The organism is Streptomyces sp. NPDC098789, assembly GCF_044759975.1.
Classification (GTDB): domain Bacteria; phylum Actinomycetota; class Actinomycetes; order Streptomycetales; family Streptomycetaceae; genus Streptomyces.
Map to the genome: position 1 here is coordinate 1 of NZ_JBIWAJ010000028.1, position 16,094 is coordinate 16,094.

The window sequence follows — 16,094 nt, forward strand, 5'->3', positions numbered from 1 at the left end:
AGAACACACCGTTGACCACGGTGCGGTGATCAGCCCACCGCCCACCCGGGTTCCCGGTCTCCGGCAGCAGCGGGGCTATGCGTTCCCACTGAGCACTCGTCAGTTCATGCCGACGCACCATGACCGACTCCTGCCCGGAACAGCGGTAGATCCACCATGCCGGGCAAGAGCCATCAGACACCGCCTAGGGCGACCCGCACATGGCGCGAAGCGGCTGGCCGCCCCTGCGCGGGGGCGGCCAGCCGCTCGCCGTGCCGGTCCGGGCCCTCAGGCCCGTCTGCGGCGGCCGGCCGCGATCAGGGCGTAGGCGATCAGGAGCACGACGGTGAAGGCGAGGCCCACCCCCGCCGCCTGGCGCATGTCCGGGACCTCGATCGCGGTGGCGGCGACGGCGAGGACGCCCGCGCCGGCCACCACCGCGAGGACCGGACCGCCGGGGACGCTGAAGCCGGTGAAGTCCGCCGGGTGCGCGTCCCGGTGGCGGCGGAAGGCGACGTACGAGGCGAGGATGAGCAGCCAGACGAGCAGTACCGCGAACAGGGCGATGGACATCAGGATGCCGAAGATGCCGCCGACGTCGTAGAAGGCCAGGAGCGCGGCGACCGCGATGCCCAGGGTGGACGCGGCCAGGGCCGCGGCCGGCACGCCCCGGGCGGTCAGTGCGGCCAGCGGGGCCGGAGCCAGACCGTCGGCGCCGAGCGAGTGGAGCAGGCGGGAGGCTCCGTACAGGTGGGCGTTGGCCGCGGAGATCGCCGCGATGAGCACCACGAGGTTGGTCAGGGTGGCCGCGGCGGGCACGCCGACGTCGGTGAAGACCCGCACGAACGGGCTCGCCTCCACGCTGCCGTCACCGGCGGCGAGGCGCTGCCACGGGATCACGGCCATGACCAGGGTGATGGACAGGACGTAGAACACGCTGAGCCGCCATGCCAGTTGTCGCATCGCGGTACGGATGGTGCGCTGCGGGTCGGTCGCCTCGGCGGAGGCGATGGCGACGACCTCGAAGCCGGCGTACGCGAACATCACCACCGACATGGCGATCCAGATCGACTTCGCACCGTGCGGCATGAAACCGCCGTCGTCGGTGAGGTGCGCGAAGCCGGTGGCCTCGCTGTCCGGCAGGCCGAAGAAGACGAGGAACGCGGCGCACAGGATGAAGGCGCACAGGGCGGTCACCTTGATGGTGGACAGCCAGAACTCGGTGGTGCCGAAGGACTTCACGTTGATGACGTTGACCGCGAGGACCACCGCCGCGACGGCGAGGATGGCGGCCGTCATCGGCACGCCCGGCCACCACCAGCGTATGTAGAGCGCGGAGGCGACGACCTCGGTGCCGATGACGACGACGGCGCTGAACCAGTACGTCCAGCGGGTGAGGAACCCGGCCCAGGGACCGAGGTACTTGTGCGCGATGACCCCGAAGGAACCCTGGACCGGGTGGGCCGCGGACATCTCACCGAGCAGTACCGCGATGATCGCGACGAGGACGGCTCCGATGGCGTACGAGACGATCGCGGCCGGACCGGCGGCGCCCATCGCGGAGCCGGAGCCGAGGAAGAGGCCGGTGCCGAGGGCCGAACCCAGGCCGATCATGGTGGTCTGGCGGTGGGTGAGCGACCGCACCAGGCCCGGCTGCTGCGGGGACGGGCCTTCGGGGGACCCGGCGGGTGCGGGTGCGGGCACGGGTGAGGGCGCGGGGGCGGGTCTTTCCGGAGCGGCCATGGCGGGGACGTCCTTCTCTACGGAGAGCTGGCGGTGAGGGAGCGGGGTGCGAGCTGGGTGGGAGATGGGTGGGAGATGCTCAGAACTCGCTGTTGCGGAAGGGCTTTTCGGGGCGCGTCAGGCGCGGCTGTCCCAGGACCTGCTGCGAGGACAGCGCGTAGATGCCGTGATTGGTCAGCACCCAGGCGATGTTGCGGTCCCACTCCACGTACACGCCGTGGGTCTGGTTGCCGTACGCGTAGTCCGGGGTCTCGGGGCCGTACGCCTTGGGGACGAAGTACGCCTCGATCTCCGGCTTCGCCGGGTTCTTCACGTCGAAGAACTGCACGCCCGCGTTGTAGAAGCCGTACCCGAGGACGCCCGCGTCGTGCTGGCCGGGGTTGGTGTAGTAGCCGGTGCGCTTGGGGCCGAAGCTGCCGCGCCGCTGGCAGAAGTCCTGGAAGCCGGCCGCCTTGGGCGGGGTCGGGCGGGGCAGGGTACCGACAACGCGCGGGTGCTTCGGGTCCTTGGCGTCGATCTGGTAGACGTCCTTGTAGGGCTCGTAGCAGTCCTCGGTGAGCGGGTAGCCGGAGTAGTAGATCAGCCCGGTCTTCTCGTACTGCGACACGTCGATGTTGTCGCCCTCGGTGCCCGAGACGGAGGGCGGCAGGTCCAGGTGGCCGACGGCCTTCATGTCGGCAGGGTCGGAGATGTCGAGGACGGTCAGGCCGTAGCCGCCCATGGCGGCGAAGGCGTAACGCCCGCCCTGTTCCACCGGCTTGGGGATGAACAGCGGCATCCGCGCGCCCATCCAGCTGGTGCGGTTGCCACAGCGCGGGTTGGTGCGGTACGCCGCGTCCTCGCCGGTGCGCTGGCCCGGCAGGTGCCAGGTGTCGAGCAGCTTCGGGTGCGCGGGGTCGGACATGTCCCAGGACTGGTAGCCGGCGGAGTGCAGGTTGGTGGGGTACTCGGTGCCGGAGTAGGTGTCGTTCGGGGCGGTGGCGATGAACATGTACTTCTCGCCGGTCCAGTACGGCACGTCGAGCGAACCGGAGCCCTGCTGGGCCTTGTTCGGGTCGGAGGACAGCGGGTCCCGCTGGGTGGAGTCGGTGGAGACCGTACTGAGGAGCTTCCAGTCCTTCTTGCGGGGGCCGTCGAGGCGGAAGACCTTGAAGCCCTTCAGTCCGGGCTTGCCGCGGAGCTTCTCGACGCCGGCCGGGTTGCCGTACTTGTCGTGGCCGGGCTCGTCGGTGAGTTCGGAGATCTGCCGCTTGTCCTCGAAGCTCTGCACCATCACGTAGGCGCGCAGCTTCTTGTTCCACTGGATGGTGGAGGCGCCCCAGTAGTCGTTGGCGGCCCAGGACGCATTGGCCTTGGTCTCGTCGCCGCCGATGTCCGCGCGCGACATCTTCTCGACGACCGTCACCTTCTTCACGTCGGTGATGTCGTAGACGCGGCCTTCCGAGCGGTCGTACTGGAAGAGGTAGCGGCGGCCGTCGAAGTCGACGACGTTCTGCCAGGTGTGGAAGAAGTCGGGGGTGAAGTCGGCTCCCTCGTAGGCGGCTTCGACCTTCATGTTCTTGATGTACGAGCGGGTGTCGTAGTTCTCGTTGCGCCCCGGGAAGGAGTGTTCGTGCTCCTCGTCGACCGGGGTGAGGGCGGGGTGGCGGAAGGTCCCGTCGAGCTGCACGCCGTACGCGCCGGGGTCGGCGGGGCCGGGGCGGCGGTCCTCGCAGACGTCGGGGATGTTCGGGTCCTTCGCGGTGGTCGCCGTCGAGGCGGTGGTCGCGGTGGCGCCGGGCGCGAGCAGGGTCGCGACGGTGGCGACGGCCACGGCCGTGGCCAGTGCCGCTGTGGTGCGCAGGGATCTCATGTGAGTCCTCGAAGGTCTCGGCTGCGGGGGGGGAGGCGGAGAATGAAGGGGAAGCGGTGGCGGAGGTGGGGCCGGGCCCGGTGCCTCAGGTGACGGTGGGGCGCTGCTGGAACTCCGGGGCCCGGTGGGCGGACGTCGTCGCGATGTCGCGCAGCTCGCGGACGGCGTGCAGTACGTCCGCATGGGTGAGGTAGAGCGCGTTGAAGCCGAAGCGCAGCAGGTCGGGGGCCCGCATGTCGCCGATGACGCCGCGCGCGGTGAGGGCGGCGACCAGCGGGTACGCCTCCGGGTGGCGCAGCGCGACCTGGCTGCCGCGGCGTTCGGGGTCGCGCGGGGTGGCCATGGTGAAGCCGAGGCCGTCGAGGAGCGCGTCGGCGCATTCCTGGAAGAAGCCCGTCAGGGACAGGCTCTTGGTGCGTACGGCCGCCATGTCGACGCCGTCGTAGGCGGTGAGCGCCGCTTCCAGGGCGATCAGCGAAAGCAGCGGCGGGGTGCCGATGCGGGCGCGGGTGATGCCGGGCGCCGGGGTGTACGTACCGGACATCGCGAACGGCTGCGCGTGCCCGTGCCAGCCGGTGACGGGGTGGTCGAAGTCCTCCTGGTGCCGCCGGGCCAGGTAGGCGAAGGCGGGGGCGCCGGGCCCGCCGGAGAGGTACTTGTATCCGCAGCCCACCGCGAAGTCGGCCCCGATGGCGTCGAGTTCGATGGGTAGCGCGCCGGCGGCGTGGCAGAGGTCCCAGTGGACGAGCGCCCCGGCCGCGTGGGCGGCGGCGGTGAGGGCCGCCATGTCGTACAGCTCGCCGGTGCGGTAGTCGACAGGGGCGTACGCGGCGACGGCGACCCGATCGCCCTCGGCGGCCAGCACCCCGGCGGCCTCCCGGGCGGGGACCCGGCGGACGTCGAGGCCGAGCAGCCGGCCGACGGAGTCGGCGACGTACTGGTCGGTGGGGAAGTGGTCCGGGTCGGTGAGCAGCAGGCGGCGGTCGGGGCGCATGCGGGCGGCGGCGAGCAGGGTGTTGAAGAGCTGGACGCTGGTCGAGTCGCCGACGACGACCTGACCGGGGGCGGCGCCGACGAGGCGGCCGATGGCGTCGCCGGTGCGGACGGGGGCGCCCCACCAGCCGTTGGCGTTCCAGGAGCGGATCAGGTCGGTTCCCCACTGGCGGTGCAGGGCGTCCTCGACCGCGGCGGGGACGGCGGTGGGCAGGGCGCCCAAGGAGTTTCCGTCGAGGTAGACGACGTGCTCGGGGAGGGTGAAGCGGTCGCGCACGTGGGCGATCGGATCGGCGGAGTCCAGCTCGGCGGCGCGCTGTTTCAACATGCGGGTACGTCCTCCGTACAGGAAGGGGTGGCGCTGTGGGCGGGGGCTGGGGTGGGGGTGACGGTGTCCGCGCCGCTTTCCCGGCGCAGGTCGAGCGCGATGTCGGTGAGCAGGTCCTCCTGGCCGCCGACGAGCCTGCGGCGGCCCGCCTCGACGAGCAGGTCGCGGGTGTCCAGGCCGTGCCGGGCGGCGGCGCTCTCGGCGTGCCGCAGGAAGCTGGAGTACACCCCGGCGTAGCCGAGGGTCAGCGTCTCGCGGTCGACGCGCACGGGCCGGTCCTGGGTGGGGCGTACGAGGTTCTCCGCGGCGTCGGTGAGCGGGAAGAGGTCGCAGCCGTGCTCCCAGCCCAGCAGGTCGAAGACGGCGACGACGGGTTCCAGCGGGGCGTTCCCGGCGCCGGCGCCCTGTCCCGCGAGCGAGGCGTCGACCCGGTGCGCGCCGGCCTCGACGGCGACGATGCTGTTGGCGACGCCGAGGCCGAGGTTGTGGTGGGCGTGGATGCCGATCTCGGTGCCGGGTTCGAGGACGTCGCGGTAGGCGCGGACCCGGTCGCAGACCCCGTCCATGGTGAGGCGGCCGCCGGAGTCGGTGACGTACACGCAGTGCGCGCCGTACGACTCCATCAGCCGTGCCTGGACGGCGAGTTCGGCGGGCTTCGCGAGGTGGGACATCATCAGGAAGCCGGCGACGTCCATGCCCAGCTCGCGGGCGAGCCCGATGTGCTGGGCGGAGATGTCGGCCTCGGTGCAGTGGGTGGCCACGCGTACGGAGGTGACGCCGAGGGCGTGGGCGCGGCGCAGGTCCTCGGCGGTGCCGATGCCGGGCAGCAGGAGCGTGGTGAGCCGGGCGCGGTGCAGGACGTCGGCGGCCGCCTCCAGCCATTCCCAGTCGGTGTGGGCGCCGGGCCCGTAGGTGACGGAGGAGCCGGACAGGCCGTCGCCGTGGGCGACTTCGACGGCGTCGACGCCGGCCGCGTCGAGCGCGGCGGCGATGGCGCGGACCTGGTCGACGGTGTAGCGGTGGGAGACGGCGTGCATGCCGTCGCGCAGGGTCACGTCCTGGACGTAGACGCGGGTCATCGGGCCGGGCTCCGTTCGGCCAGGCGCTCGGCGGTGCGCAGCGCGGCGGCGGTCATGATGTCGAGGTTTCCGGCGTAGGCGGGCAGGTGGTGGGCGGCGCCCTCGACCTCCAGGTACACCGAGACCAGGAGGCGGCCCCCGCCGGCGAGGCCGACCAGGGGGTCGTCGGCGGCCAGGGTGCGGAACTGGGGCCGCTGCTTGAGCCGGTAGCCGGGGACGTAGGCGGCGACGGACGCGGCCATCTCGCGCACGGAGTCGGCGACGCGGTCGGTGTCGCAGTCGTCGACGATGCAGTGCACGGTGTCGCGCATGAGGAGCGGTGGTTCGGCCGGGTTGAGCACGATGATGGCCTTGCCGCGGGTCGCGCCGCCGACCTGTTCGATGGCGCGGGCGGTGGTCACCGTGAATTCGTCGATGTTGGCCCGGGTGCCGGGTCCCGCGGAGCGCGAGGCGATGGAGGCGACGATCTCGGCGTAGTGGACCGGGGTGACGCGGGAGACGGCGGCGACGACGGGGATGGTGGCCTGGCCGCCGCAGGTGACCATGTTGACGTTCGCGGCGTCGAGGTGCTCGTCGAGGTTGACCGGCGGGACGACGTAGGGGCCGATGGCCGCGGGGGTCAGGTCGATGAGCGTCTTGCCGTGGGGCGCGAGGGCGGCGGCGTTGGCGCGGTGGGCGGCGGCGGAGGTGGCGTCGAAGACGATGTCGATGTCGTCGAAACCGTCCAGGGCGATGAGGCCCTTCACCCCGTCGGCGCTGGTGGGGACGGAGAGGCGGCGGGCGCGGGCGAGCCCTTCGGAGTCGGGGTCGATGCCGATCATCGCGGCGGCGGTGACCACGCCCCGGCCGCGGATCAGTTTGATGAGCAGATCGGTGCCGATGTTGCCGGAACCGATGACGGCGGCCTTCATCGCGCGGCCTCCTTCTCCATGTCGTGTGCGGTGCGCTCCGGGGTGTGGTCCCGGTCCCCCACCAGGTCCTCCAGCCCGAAGAACCGGACGGCGTTGCCGCCCAGCACGGCCTCCTTCTCCTCCACGGTCAGCCCGCTCTCCCGCACCAGCCGACCGATGTCCTCCTCGCCCAGCGGGAAGGGGTGGTCCGAGCCGAGCAGCACCCGCTCCACGCCCATCACGTCCACCAGCAGGCGCAGCGCGCCCGGGTCGAAGACGGCCGAGTCGACGGAGAACCGGTCGGTGTAGGCGGACGGCGGGCGCGGGCTGTCGGCGCGCACCAGGTCCCGTCGGTGCCAGGCGTTGTCGGCGCGGCCGAGCAGGTACGGGAAGCTGCCGCCGCCGTGCGCGAACAGCAGCCGCAGAGAGGTGGGCAGCCGCTCGAAGGCGCCGGAGAGGATCAGCGACAGGATCGTCAGGTGGGTCTCGGCCGCCATCCCGGCGAGCCAGGCGAGCATGTAGCGGGAGAACCGCGGTCCGGTGGGCAGGTCCCAGGGGTGGACGAGGACGGCGGCGCCCTCGTCGGCGCAGTGCGCGAGGAACTCCACCAGGGCGCCGTGGTCGAGGTCGCGGTCGCCGAGGTGATTGCCGATGTGGACGCCGCGGAAGCCCTGGCGCATCGCCTCGGAGAGCGTGGCGCAGGCCGCCTCCGTGTCCTGCAGCGGCACCTGGCACAGGGGTGCCAACCGGTCCGGAGCGTACGAACTGTAGTCGAGCAGCGCGGAATTGACGGCACGGCACCAGTCGACGGCGCGTTCGGCGGGCAGCGAGTAGCCGAACATCAGCGGGGTGCTGGACAGCACCTGCACCGCCACCCCGAGGCGGTCGAGGTCCGCGACGCGGGCGGCGGGGTCCCACAGCGTGCGCCGCACCGGCCGGTACTCTTCGGCGCCGGCCATCATCATCCCGGCGTCCGGGCCGTCCGAGGTCCGCAGCCAGGGCGCCTCGTCGGACCCGGTGAGGCTCCGCGACCGGGCCCGGGTGATCTCCGGGAAGACGTGGGCGTGGATGTCGACGACGGTCATGCGTCCGCCCCGTCCCGCCGGGTCCGCGGACGCATCTCCTCGGGCCACTCCTTGCCGGGGTGCACGGCCCCGCAGTTGCCGCAGGTGCGGGCGGACTCGTCGGCGTAGAAGGCGTTGAAGATCGGCGGCAGGTCGTCGACGATCGAGGTCAGCTGCACCTCGCTTCGGTGCACCAGGTGGTGGCACCGCGTGCAGTACCACTCGAAGGCGTCGAGGCTGCCCTCGGGGCGGGCGAACTCGACGACCATGCCGATGCTGCCCTCTTCCGGGCGCTGCGGCGAATGCCGTACGTGCGGCGGCAGCAGGAAGACGTCGCCCTGCCGGATGTGGATGTCGCGCGGGGGTTTGCCCTCCTCGTCCATGACCCGCAGCACCATGTCGCCCTCCAACTGGTAGAAGAACTCCTCGATCGGGTCGTCGTGGAAGTCCGTGCGCCGGTTGGGGCCGCCGACGATGGTCACCATCAGGTCGGCGTCCTGCCAGATCTGGACGTTGCCGACGGGCGGTTGGAGGAGGTGGCGGTGTTCCTCGATCCAGGCGTGGAGGTTGAACGGGGTCGCGGTCATGCGTGCAGCTCCTGCGGCAGGTGGGCGATGGCACTGATCTCGATCAGCAGGTGGGGGTGCGGGAGTTGGTGGACGGCGACGGTGGTGCGCGCCGGTCCGTCCTCGTCGAAGTACTCGGCGTAGACCTCGTTGTAGCCACCGAAGTCGTTCATGTTCACGAGGTAGGTGGTGACGGAGACCAGGTCGGCGAGGCCGCCGCCGGCGGCGCCGAGCAGAGCGCCGATGTTCTCGATGACGGCCCGGGTCTGGGCCCGGACGTCCAGGTCGGTGACGCCCATCGAGTCGGCGGCCGCGCCGACGAAGGTGCCGTCGGGGCGGCGCGAGCTGGTGCCGGAGACGTAGACGAGGTCGCCGGCCCGGCGCAGGTGGGGGAAGCGGCCACGGGGCTCCGCGGCACCGGGGACGATCATGCGGACTCCCCCGTAGCGGAAGGGACGGACGCGGTGGCGGCGGTGGGGGCGGTGCTGAACCGGACACTGCCGAGGGTGGCGACCGTGGCCCGTACGTGGGTGCCGGGCGGCAGCGGTACGGCGGCGGTGGCCGCACCGGCGAGGATCACGGTCCCGGCGGGCAGCTCCCCGGCGAGCCGGGCCGCGGCGGCCAGGGCCCGCAGCGGGTGCCCCAGGATCGCGGCGGTGGAACCGGTCTGGGCCGGGCGCCCGTCGATCTCCAGCAGCACGCCGAGGTTGGCCAGGCCACCGGGGTGCGTCAGCCCGCCCGCGGCGGTCCAGGGGCCCACGGCGTAGCCGGCGGCGGAGGTGTTGTCGGCGATGACCTCGGGCAGGGAGAAGGCGAAGCCGTCGTACCGCGAGTCGATGACCTCCAACGCCGGGGCCACCGCGGCGACCGCGGCGACCGGGTCCCCGCCGGGGACGAGGGTGTCCCCGAGCAGGAAGGCGATCTCGGGCTCGACGCGCGGATGGATCAGACCCGAGACGTCGTACCGACCGCCGTCGGTGATGTGCATCCGGTCGGTGATCCGACCGTGGATCAGGTCGGACACCCCCATCTGCCGCATCTTGGCGAGGCTGGTGAAGCCGAGCTTGAAGCCCGTGATCCGCTCGCCGCGCGCCCTCATGCGGGCCACCAGCGCCCGCTGGACGGCGTACGCCTCGTCGGTGGTGGTGAGCCCGGTGCTGCCGCCGGCGACCGTGCGGGCGCCGAGGGCGGCGGTGTCGAGCAGCTCGGCGAGGGCCGCGACGTCGAGGCCGGTGGGGGTGTGGGCGCCGGCGGGGGTGCGGGCGTCGGCGGGGGTGTGGCTCATCGGGCCTCCCCCGCCGGTACCCGCGCCGCGTCGGTCCCGAAGGCCGCGCGGACCGAGCCGAGACCCTCGATGCGCGCTTCGAGCACGTCACCGGGGGCGACGGCCGCCATGGGACCGAGGGCGCCGGTCAGCACGGTGTCCCCCGCCCGCAGCGGACGCCCCAGGCGTACGAGCGTGTCGGCGAGCCAGACCGCGGCGTGCAGCGGATTCCCGAGGCAGGCGGCGCCGGCGCCGGTGGAGACGGGTTCGCCGCGCCGCTCCAGGACCATGCCGGCGGTGCGCAGGTCGAGGTCGCGGAGCAGTACGGGCCGGTTGCCGAGGACGTACGCGCCGCTGGAGGCGTTGTCGGCGATGGTGTCGACGGCGGTGATGTCCCAGTCGCGGATGCGGCTGCCGACGATCTCGATGGCGGGCAGCACGAAGGCGGTGGCCCGGATGACGTCGGCGACGGTGTGCCGCTCGTGGTCCAGGTCGCTTTCCAGGACGAGGGCGACCTCGGCTTCCGCCTTGGGCTGGAGCACGGCGCCCCAGGGCAGGTCGGCGCCGTCGGGTACGGCGGTGTCGTCGAACAGGGCGCCGAAGTCCGGGGTGTCCACGCCGAGCTGGGCCTGGACGGCGGCCGATGTCAGGCCGATCTTCCAGCCGGTGATGCGCCGGCCCTCGGCGAGGCGGCGGTCGGTGAGCAGGGCCTGGACGGCGTAGGCGCTGTCCAGGTCGCCGACCGGCAGGACGTCACGGACGGGGGCGCAGGGCACCCCGGTGCGGCGCGCCCGGTCGAGGAGCTCGGCGGCCCGCGTCACGGGAGCGGACGCGAGGGCGGACAGGGGGACGGGCACGGGGGCGGGTGTGGGGGCGGGGGCTGTCACAACAGGGCGGCTGGTCACAGTTTCACGCACACGTTCATCGGCTCGGAGAAGAAGTCGAGGGAGTGGTCGCCGCCCTCGCGCCCGATCCCGGAGGCCTTCACGCCGCCGAACGGCGTGCGCAGGTCGCGCAGGTTCCAGGTGTTGACCCAGGCGATGCCCACCTCCAGGGCGGGGGCGACCCGGTGGGCGCGGGCGAGATCGTCGGTCCACACGGTGGCGGCCAGGCCGTACGGGCCGGCGTTGGCCAGGGCGAGCGCCTCCGCCTCGGTGTCGAAGGGCGCCAGGTGCACGACGGGGCCGAAGATCTCCTCGCGCACCGCCGGGTGGTCCTCGGGCAGTCCGGTCAGCACGGTCGGCTCGACGAAGAAGCCGCCGTCGCGCTCGTCGCCGAAGCTCGGCACGCCGCCTCCCGCGAGGACCTCGCCGTCGGCAGCCGCCTTGGCCACGTGGCCGAGCACCTTGTCGCGGTGGGCGGCGGAGATCATCGGCCCGTAGCCGCTGAGCGCCCGCGCCCCGTCGGCGAGCCGCTCGGCGAACTCGTCGAAGACCGGGCGCTCGACGTACAGCCGCTCGGTGCACAGGCACACCTGGCCGCTGTGGGTGAAGGCGGACCGGAGCGTGCCCGCGACGGCCCGGTCCAGGTCCGCGTCGGCGAAGACCAGCCCCGCGTTCTTGCCGCCCAGCTCGAAGGAGACCGGTGCGAGGCGGGCCGCGGCGGCGCGCATGATGGTGGTGCCGGTGCCGGACTCGCCGGTGAAGGCGATCGCGTCCACACCGGGGTGCTCGGTGAGCCACTGGCCGGCGGCGTCGGCGCCCGGGCCGTGCACGAGGTTGAAGACCCCGGCGGGCAGTTCGGCCTCGGCGGTCACCTCGGCCAGTAGACAGGCCGTGCCGGGCGTGAGCTCGGAGGGCTTGGCGACGACCGTGTTCCCCATCGCCAGGGCGGGCGCGACCTTCCAGGTGAGCAGCAGCAGCGGCAGGTTCCAGGGCGAGATCACGGCGACCACGCCGAGCGGCTTGCGCACGGTGTAGTTGAGCGCGCCGCGCCCGTCGGGGGTCCCGGTGTGCCAGGACTGCTCGCCGCGCCCGGCGAGGAGCTCGGCGTACGCGCGGAAGTTGGCGATGGCCCGCGGGATGTCGACGGCGGCCGCGAGCTCGCGGGGCTTTCCGGTGTCGGCGCACTCCGCGGCGACGAACTCCTCGAACCGCCGCTCGATGCCGTCGGCGATGCGGTGCAGTGCCCGGGCCCGGTCGGCGGGGCTCCACGCGCCCCACGGCCCGCGCAGCGCCTCCCGGGCGGCGCGCACCGCACGGTCGACCACCTCGGCGGGGGCCGAGGGCACCTCGCCGACGGTGCGTCCGTTGACCGGGTCGACGAGCGGGAACGGATCGCCCGACGCGTCGAACCCGCCTCCCACGTAATGCCGCACAGGTGCGCTCACCTTGCAGACCTCCCCTAACAGGCCGGGGCGTTCGGTTCTGGACCCCGGATCGTGCGGACATCATGCGCCGACATCGGTATGCCTAACCAATGCCAAATCAGGTAGTTCCCATACCGGTTCGGATATGGAAGGGTCGGATGCGGCCTGCAAAACAGCTGGGAACCGGCCAGCACCGCACCCCGACGCGATACGCACGAGGCAGCGAACCCTCTGGAAGGAGCGGCCCCGATGGACCTACTGGACGGCCGGTTGAAGTTCCGGCACCTGACCCTCCTGGTCGCGATCGTGCAGCACGGGGGCGTGGCGCGGGCGGCGGAGGCGCTGCACCTCACGCAGCCCGCCGCGACCCGCACCCTGCGGGAGCTGGAGGCCATCGCCGACCTGCCGTTGTTCGTGCGCGAGCCGCGCGGCATGCGCCCCACCGTCTACGGGGAGGCACTGACCGGCCACGCCCGGGCGGTGATCACGGAGATCCGCCGGGCCGGTGAGCACCTGGACGGCCTGCGGCAGGGCCACGAAGGCACGGTGACGGTGGGGACGTTGCTGGCCGGTGCGAACGTCCTGCTCCCCCGGGCCATCGCCCGCCTGAAGCAGGAGCGCCCGCGACTGACCGTGGTCGTCCGCGAGGGGACCGTCGACGTACTCCATCCCGCCCTGCTGGGCGGCGAGTTGGACGTGATCGTGGGTCGGGTGGGCCCGGCGCCGAAGGAGGGCGAGCGGCTGCACCAGCGGATGCTGTACCGGGAGCGGATCATGCTGGCGGTCCGCGCCGGACACCCCCTCCTGACCCCGCAGCCGGGCACGCAGGCCGAGCCGCTCACGCTGCTGGACGCGCTGGAGCACCCGTGGATCCTGCCGGTGGAACAGACCGCACTACGGCAGGAACTGGAGGCCCTGTTCGTGGAACAGGGCCTGGCGCTCCCGGTGGACCGGGTGGAGTGCACGTCGATCCTGACGATGCGCGCCCTGCTGCTCCAGACGACCATGGTGGCGCTGCTGCCCGAGCTGGTGCTGCGCGACGACGAACGCCTGGCGGCGCTGCCGGTCGACCTCCCCTCGGTGAGCCGGACGGTGGGCACGACGGAAGCGTCGCACCGCACCCGCACCCCCGCCCTCCAGGCCCTGCTCCAGCACTTGGACGAGGAGGCCGCCCACCTGGTAGGCCAACACCGATCGCCGTAGCGGCGAATTCCCCGGTTCCGGGAACGCCGACCGAGGCGTCGTCCTATGCTCTGGTGGACCGCGAGGGGCTGGGGGCCATGGTGCAGATCCTGATCCGCTGTGTGACGGAGGACGACGGCGACGACGTCTCATCCGAGTTGTACGAATGGCTCGTGGACGACGCCGGCGCGCGCCGGCACGCCACGCCCGAGCTGAGGCAGGACGCCCCCGAGCCGGGGCAGCTGGGCACCCTGGAGGTCGTGCAACTCGCCCTGAGCGGCGCCTTCAGTGCCACCTCGCTCGGCGTCCTCATCGCTCAATGGCGCGAGCAGCGTCGGATCGCCGCCGCCCCGAAGATCACGATCACCGTGGAGAAGGACGGCAAGCAGTTCGCGGTGACGGGCTCGGACCCCGAGGAGATCAAACAGAGGCTCGAAGAACTGGATGCGGCCTGACCCGATCATGCGTGCGTTGCGCCCGAGCGAGTCCCGGGCGGTGCTGATCGGGGTCGCGGACTACCCGGACGGCGGGGTCTTCACCGGCGTGGAGGCGGCGCTGCACAACGTGCTGCGCCTCAAGGGCATCCTCACCGATCCCGCGTACGCGGGCTTCGGCCGCTTGCCCGAGTACACGCGACCGGTGCTCAACCCGCAGACCGGTGAAGGGATCCGTGCTGCCGTCAAACGCGCGGCCGAGCAGGCGACGGACGTCCTCTTCGTGTACTACGTGGGACACGGCTCGCGCGTGGGCGCCGAGCGCGAGCTGTACCTCACGTCGTGCACCACCTCCAGCGCCGAGTCGGTCGAAACCACGGGACTGCGCTACACGGTCCTGCGCAGCGTGCTGCGCGCCGCACGCGCCCGCGTCGTCGTGCTGGTCCTGGACTGCTGCTTCAGCGGCATCGCGACCAAGGTGCTCGGCGACGGGACCCTGACCGAGGAGAACCTGGCCGAGGACGAGCTCCTCGACCGGGCCGCCGCCGCCTACGACGTCGACGAGGGCCTCATCGACGGAGTCTGCGTCCTCGCATCGAGCGGACCCGCGCAGACCTCGGGTGCGTCCGACACGGTCGGGGAGACCGACTTCACGGCATTCACCGGGCACCTCGTGGCCGTGTTGGAGCAAAGGCGGGGCGACGCCGGGCCCTTGCTCCTGGGTGAACTCTTCCAGCGCACCGAAAAGCGCATGGGGAGGTACGACGTCGGACACCAGCCGTTGATGGCCTCCGTGGGAGCGGCCGGCAACCTCGTGATGCGGCAGGCGCTGGCGCGGCCTCCGGAGACGACGCTGGAGACACCTCCGCAGACGGCGCCGGCGATCGCAACGGCAGCTACTGCTGCCGGCGCTGATGCTGATGCTGATGCTCCCGATCTGTCCCCGAGACGGCTCCTGACCTGGCGCACGCCCGCCGGTCCTCTCGACGTCTTCGACCAGGATCTCGCCAACCGGATCATCGGCATGCTGGAGAGATCCGCATCCGAAACGCCGCAGCACGGCGAGCGGACGACCACACGAACACCGCCGGAGGGCGGACACCATGGGGCTTAGCACACAATTCCGGCTCCTGCTGGAAGCAAGCCGGCAGGCCGAACAGACCCCCGGCGGGTACGCGCGGTGGGCGGATCTCGCCCTGCTCATGAGCCAGCGCTGGCTCGCCACGGGGGAAGCGAAGAGGGCCGTGGCGGGCGCCCAAGAAGCGGTGCGAGCCAGCAGACTCGCGCTGGCGGAGAACCACCAGGACGCCGACGAAGTACGTCTAGGCCAAGCTTTGTTGGCACTCACCGCCACCTTGACGGCGGACGGTTCGGTCGATGAGGCACGGGACATCGTCGGCGAAGCCGTGGAGATCTCCAGGAAGCATGCGGCCAAGAACGCCGGCGCTACCGACGCTACCGGTCCGCGGCTGATGCTGGCCGGGGCACTAGACGCGCTCGCCGGGCTGGTAGCCGCTCAAGGCGACGTCGCGTACGCGTTGACGGTGGCCGGCGAGGCGGTAGCCCTGTACCAGGCACTCGCAGACACATCGGGCCACGGGCCGACGGAGACCTTGCTTCTCGCCAGGGGACTGAACAACTGGGCCGTCACCGCCGCGGCCAACGGCGACTACGAACGGGCGGCGAACGAGCTGACCCGAGCGGTCACCCTCTACCGCGAGGCGATCGAGGCCGGGGCACGGGGCGGCGAGGCCCTGCTGAGCCGGGCGCTGCAGGCCCTGACCGCCATCCAGGAGGAGCGCGGCAGCGCACCGGTGCCCGACACCGCCGCCCAGGGCTCGTACGCCTATCTGGCGGCCGCACGCCATGAGCCGCAGGTGCTCGCAGCCGACTTGGGCGCCGCGTCCGCGGGCACGTTCTTGACGGGCTTCGACCTGCGCGAGGCCGAATCGCCCCCACAGCCCGCATCGGAGGAGGGTCCCACTGAGGAAGGAACCGGAGCATTGACAACAGAACGCAACACCTACGTGGAACTCGCAACGGCCATCGAGGCCGTTCGCGACGCACTGAGGCAAACCGCTGCCGCCCAGATGACGAGCGACCTCCAGCTCCAGGTCGGTCCCATCGAACTGGAACTCGGCGTCGAACTGCGCGCGGATGCGGGCGCTCGTGCGGGAGTCCGGGTCATGGTCCTCCTGGGCGGCCCGGACAAGTCGTCCGGTGGCGCGCAGCATCGGATTCGGCTTGAACTCACACCGCGGGCAAGTGGCGGGCGGGACCTCTTGATCGGTGACGACCTCTCCGACGCCTCCGACAGCCAATGGTGACCGCCGGTAACCTCCGCCAACGGCAGGCGATTTGTCCATATCACCCGATAGAGCGCGATCTAAGTCCCGTGCCGCATTTGAAGAT

15 protein-coding genes and 1 pseudogene are annotated in these 16,094 nt (G+C 72.0%); 4 read left to right on the forward strand and 12 right to left on the reverse strand.

Annotated elements, in window-relative coordinates; genetic code table 11:
• From ACIQWR_RS37080 to ACIQWR_RS37135, 12 genes and pseudogenes are all read right to left on the reverse strand, one after another.
• Positions 1-121 (reverse strand): annotated as a pseudogene (locus ACIQWR_RS37080) (IS5/IS1182 family transposase); the annotation flags it as partial.
• Positions 122-267: 146 nt separating this feature from the next.
• Complete coding sequence (locus ACIQWR_RS37085) at positions 268-1,722, reverse strand: amino acid permease (RefSeq protein WP_404019152.1); 1,455 nt, start codon at positions 1,720-1,722, stop codon at positions 268-270.
• 79 nt (positions 1,723-1,801) lie between these two features.
• Positions 1,802-3,574 (reverse strand): hypothetical protein, encoded by a 1,773-nt coding sequence (locus tag ACIQWR_RS37090; protein ID WP_404019155.1) that lies wholly within the window; start codon positions 3,572-3,574, stop codon positions 1,802-1,804.
• Between the two features lie 85 nt (positions 3,575-3,659).
• The gene (gene kynU, locus ACIQWR_RS37095) at positions 3,660-4,895 is read right to left on the reverse strand and encodes a kynureninase (protein ID WP_404019158.1); all 1,236 of its coding nucleotides are present in this window, start codon (positions 4,893-4,895) and stop codon (positions 3,660-3,662) included.
• Complete coding sequence (dmpG, locus tag ACIQWR_RS37100) at positions 4,889-5,974, reverse strand: 4-hydroxy-2-oxovalerate aldolase (protein WP_404019160.1); 1,086 nt, start codon at positions 5,972-5,974, stop codon at positions 4,889-4,891. Before dmpG ends, kynU begins: the two co-directional genes overlap by 7 nt.
• Positions 5,971-6,885, reverse strand: a complete 915-nt coding sequence (locus ACIQWR_RS37105) for an acetaldehyde dehydrogenase (acetylating) (RefSeq protein ID WP_404019163.1) — start codon at positions 6,883-6,885, stop codon at positions 5,971-5,973. Before ACIQWR_RS37105 ends, dmpG begins: the two co-directional genes overlap by 4 nt.
• The gene (locus tag ACIQWR_RS37110; protein WP_404019165.1) at positions 6,882-7,949 is read right to left on the reverse strand and encodes an amidohydrolase family protein; all 1,068 of its coding nucleotides are present in this window, start codon (positions 7,947-7,949) and stop codon (positions 6,882-6,884) included. Before ACIQWR_RS37110 ends, ACIQWR_RS37105 begins: the two co-directional genes overlap by 4 nt.
• A complete protein-coding gene (locus tag ACIQWR_RS37115) occupies positions 7,946-8,515 on the reverse strand; it encodes a 3-hydroxyanthranilate 3,4-dioxygenase (RefSeq protein WP_404019168.1) in 570 nt (189 codons plus the stop codon). Before ACIQWR_RS37115 ends, ACIQWR_RS37110 begins: the two co-directional genes overlap by 4 nt.
• Positions 8,512-8,925, reverse strand: coding sequence for a RidA family protein (locus ACIQWR_RS37120; protein WP_404019171.1), 414 nt, complete (start codon positions 8,923-8,925; stop codon positions 8,512-8,514). The genes ACIQWR_RS37115 and ACIQWR_RS37120 overlap by 4 nt, the downstream gene beginning before the upstream one ends.
• Positions 8,922-9,779 carry a 2-keto-4-pentenoate hydratase gene (locus ACIQWR_RS37125; protein WP_404019174.1) on the reverse strand — a complete coding sequence of 286 codons (858 nt, stop codon included), beginning with the start codon at positions 9,777-9,779 and terminating at the stop codon, positions 8,922-8,924. The genes ACIQWR_RS37120 and ACIQWR_RS37125 overlap by 4 nt, the downstream gene beginning before the upstream one ends.
• Positions 9,776-10,615, reverse strand: coding sequence for a 2-keto-4-pentenoate hydratase (locus ACIQWR_RS37130; protein ID WP_404019177.1), 840 nt, complete (start codon positions 10,613-10,615; stop codon positions 9,776-9,778). Before ACIQWR_RS37130 ends, ACIQWR_RS37125 begins: the two co-directional genes overlap by 4 nt.
• A gap of 44 nt (positions 10,616-10,659) precedes the next feature.
• Positions 10,660-12,087 carry a 2-hydroxymuconic semialdehyde dehydrogenase gene (locus ACIQWR_RS37135; protein ID WP_404019180.1) on the reverse strand — a complete coding sequence of 476 codons (1,428 nt, stop codon included), beginning with the start codon at positions 12,085-12,087 and terminating at the stop codon, positions 10,660-10,662.
• Between the two features lie 228 nt (positions 12,088-12,315).
• On the opposite strand from ACIQWR_RS37135, the gene ACIQWR_RS37140 reads away from it, so the two are divergent.
• Genes ACIQWR_RS37140 through ACIQWR_RS37155 form a run of 4 tightly spaced genes read left to right on the forward strand, consistent with a single transcriptional unit; the run spans position 12,316 to position 16,009 of the window.
• On the forward strand, positions 12,316-13,269 hold the full coding sequence (locus tag ACIQWR_RS37140) for a LysR substrate-binding domain-containing protein (RefSeq protein WP_404019182.1): 954 nt from the start codon (positions 12,316-12,318) through the stop codon (positions 13,267-13,269).
• 53 nt (positions 13,270-13,322) lie between these two features.
• Positions 13,323-13,703 carry a hypothetical protein gene (locus ACIQWR_RS37145; protein WP_404019185.1) on the forward strand — a complete coding sequence of 127 codons (381 nt, stop codon included), beginning with the start codon at positions 13,323-13,325 and terminating at the stop codon, positions 13,701-13,703.
• A gap of 16 nt (positions 13,704-13,719) precedes the next feature.
• On the forward strand, positions 13,720-14,796 hold the full coding sequence (locus ACIQWR_RS37150; RefSeq protein ID WP_404019187.1) for a caspase domain-containing protein: 1,077 nt from the start codon (positions 13,720-13,722) through the stop codon (positions 14,794-14,796).
• Positions 14,786-16,009, forward strand: coding sequence for a trypco2 family protein (locus ACIQWR_RS37155; protein ID WP_404019190.1), 1,224 nt, complete (start codon positions 14,786-14,788; stop codon positions 16,007-16,009). Before ACIQWR_RS37150 ends, ACIQWR_RS37155 begins: the two co-directional genes overlap by 11 nt.
• Positions 16,010-16,094: the final 85 nt, after the last annotated feature.

Coding starts and splice junctions, on each gene's coding strand:
- ACIQWR_RS37085 (WP_404019152.1), bottom strand. CDS start 1,722: ATGGCCGCTCCGGAAAGACCCGCCCCCGCGCCCTCACCCGTGCCCGCA.
- ACIQWR_RS37090 (WP_404019155.1), bottom strand. CDS start 3,574: ATGAGATCCCTGCGCACCACAGCGGCACTGGCCACGGCCGTGGCCGTC.
- kynU (WP_404019158.1), bottom strand. CDS start 4,895: ATGTTGAAACAGCGCGCCGCCGAGCTGGACTCCGCCGATCCGATCGCC.
- dmpG (WP_404019160.1), bottom strand. CDS start 5,974: ATGACCCGCGTCTACGTCCAGGACGTGACCCTGCGCGACGGCATGCAC.
- ACIQWR_RS37105 (WP_404019163.1), bottom strand. CDS start 6,885: ATGAAGGCCGCCGTCATCGGTTCCGGCAACATCGGCACCGATCTGCTC.
- ACIQWR_RS37110 (WP_404019165.1), bottom strand. CDS start 7,949: ATGACCGTCGTCGACATCCACGCCCACGTCTTCCCGGAGATCACCCGG.
- ACIQWR_RS37115 (WP_404019168.1), bottom strand. CDS start 8,515: ATGACCGCGACCCCGTTCAACCTCCACGCCTGGATCGAGGAACACCGC.
- ACIQWR_RS37120 (WP_404019171.1), bottom strand. CDS start 8,925: ATGATCGTCCCCGGTGCCGCGGAGCCCCGTGGCCGCTTCCCCCACCTG.
- ACIQWR_RS37125 (WP_404019174.1), bottom strand. CDS start 9,779: ATGAGCCACACCCCCGCCGACGCCCGCACCCCCGCCGGCGCCCACACC.
- ACIQWR_RS37140 (WP_404019182.1), top strand. CDS start 12,316: ATGGACCTACTGGACGGCCGGTTGAAGTTCCGGCACCTGACCCTCCTG.
- ACIQWR_RS37155 (WP_404019190.1), top strand. CDS start 14,786: ATGGGGCTTAGCACACAATTCCGGCTCCTGCTGGAAGCAAGCCGGCAG.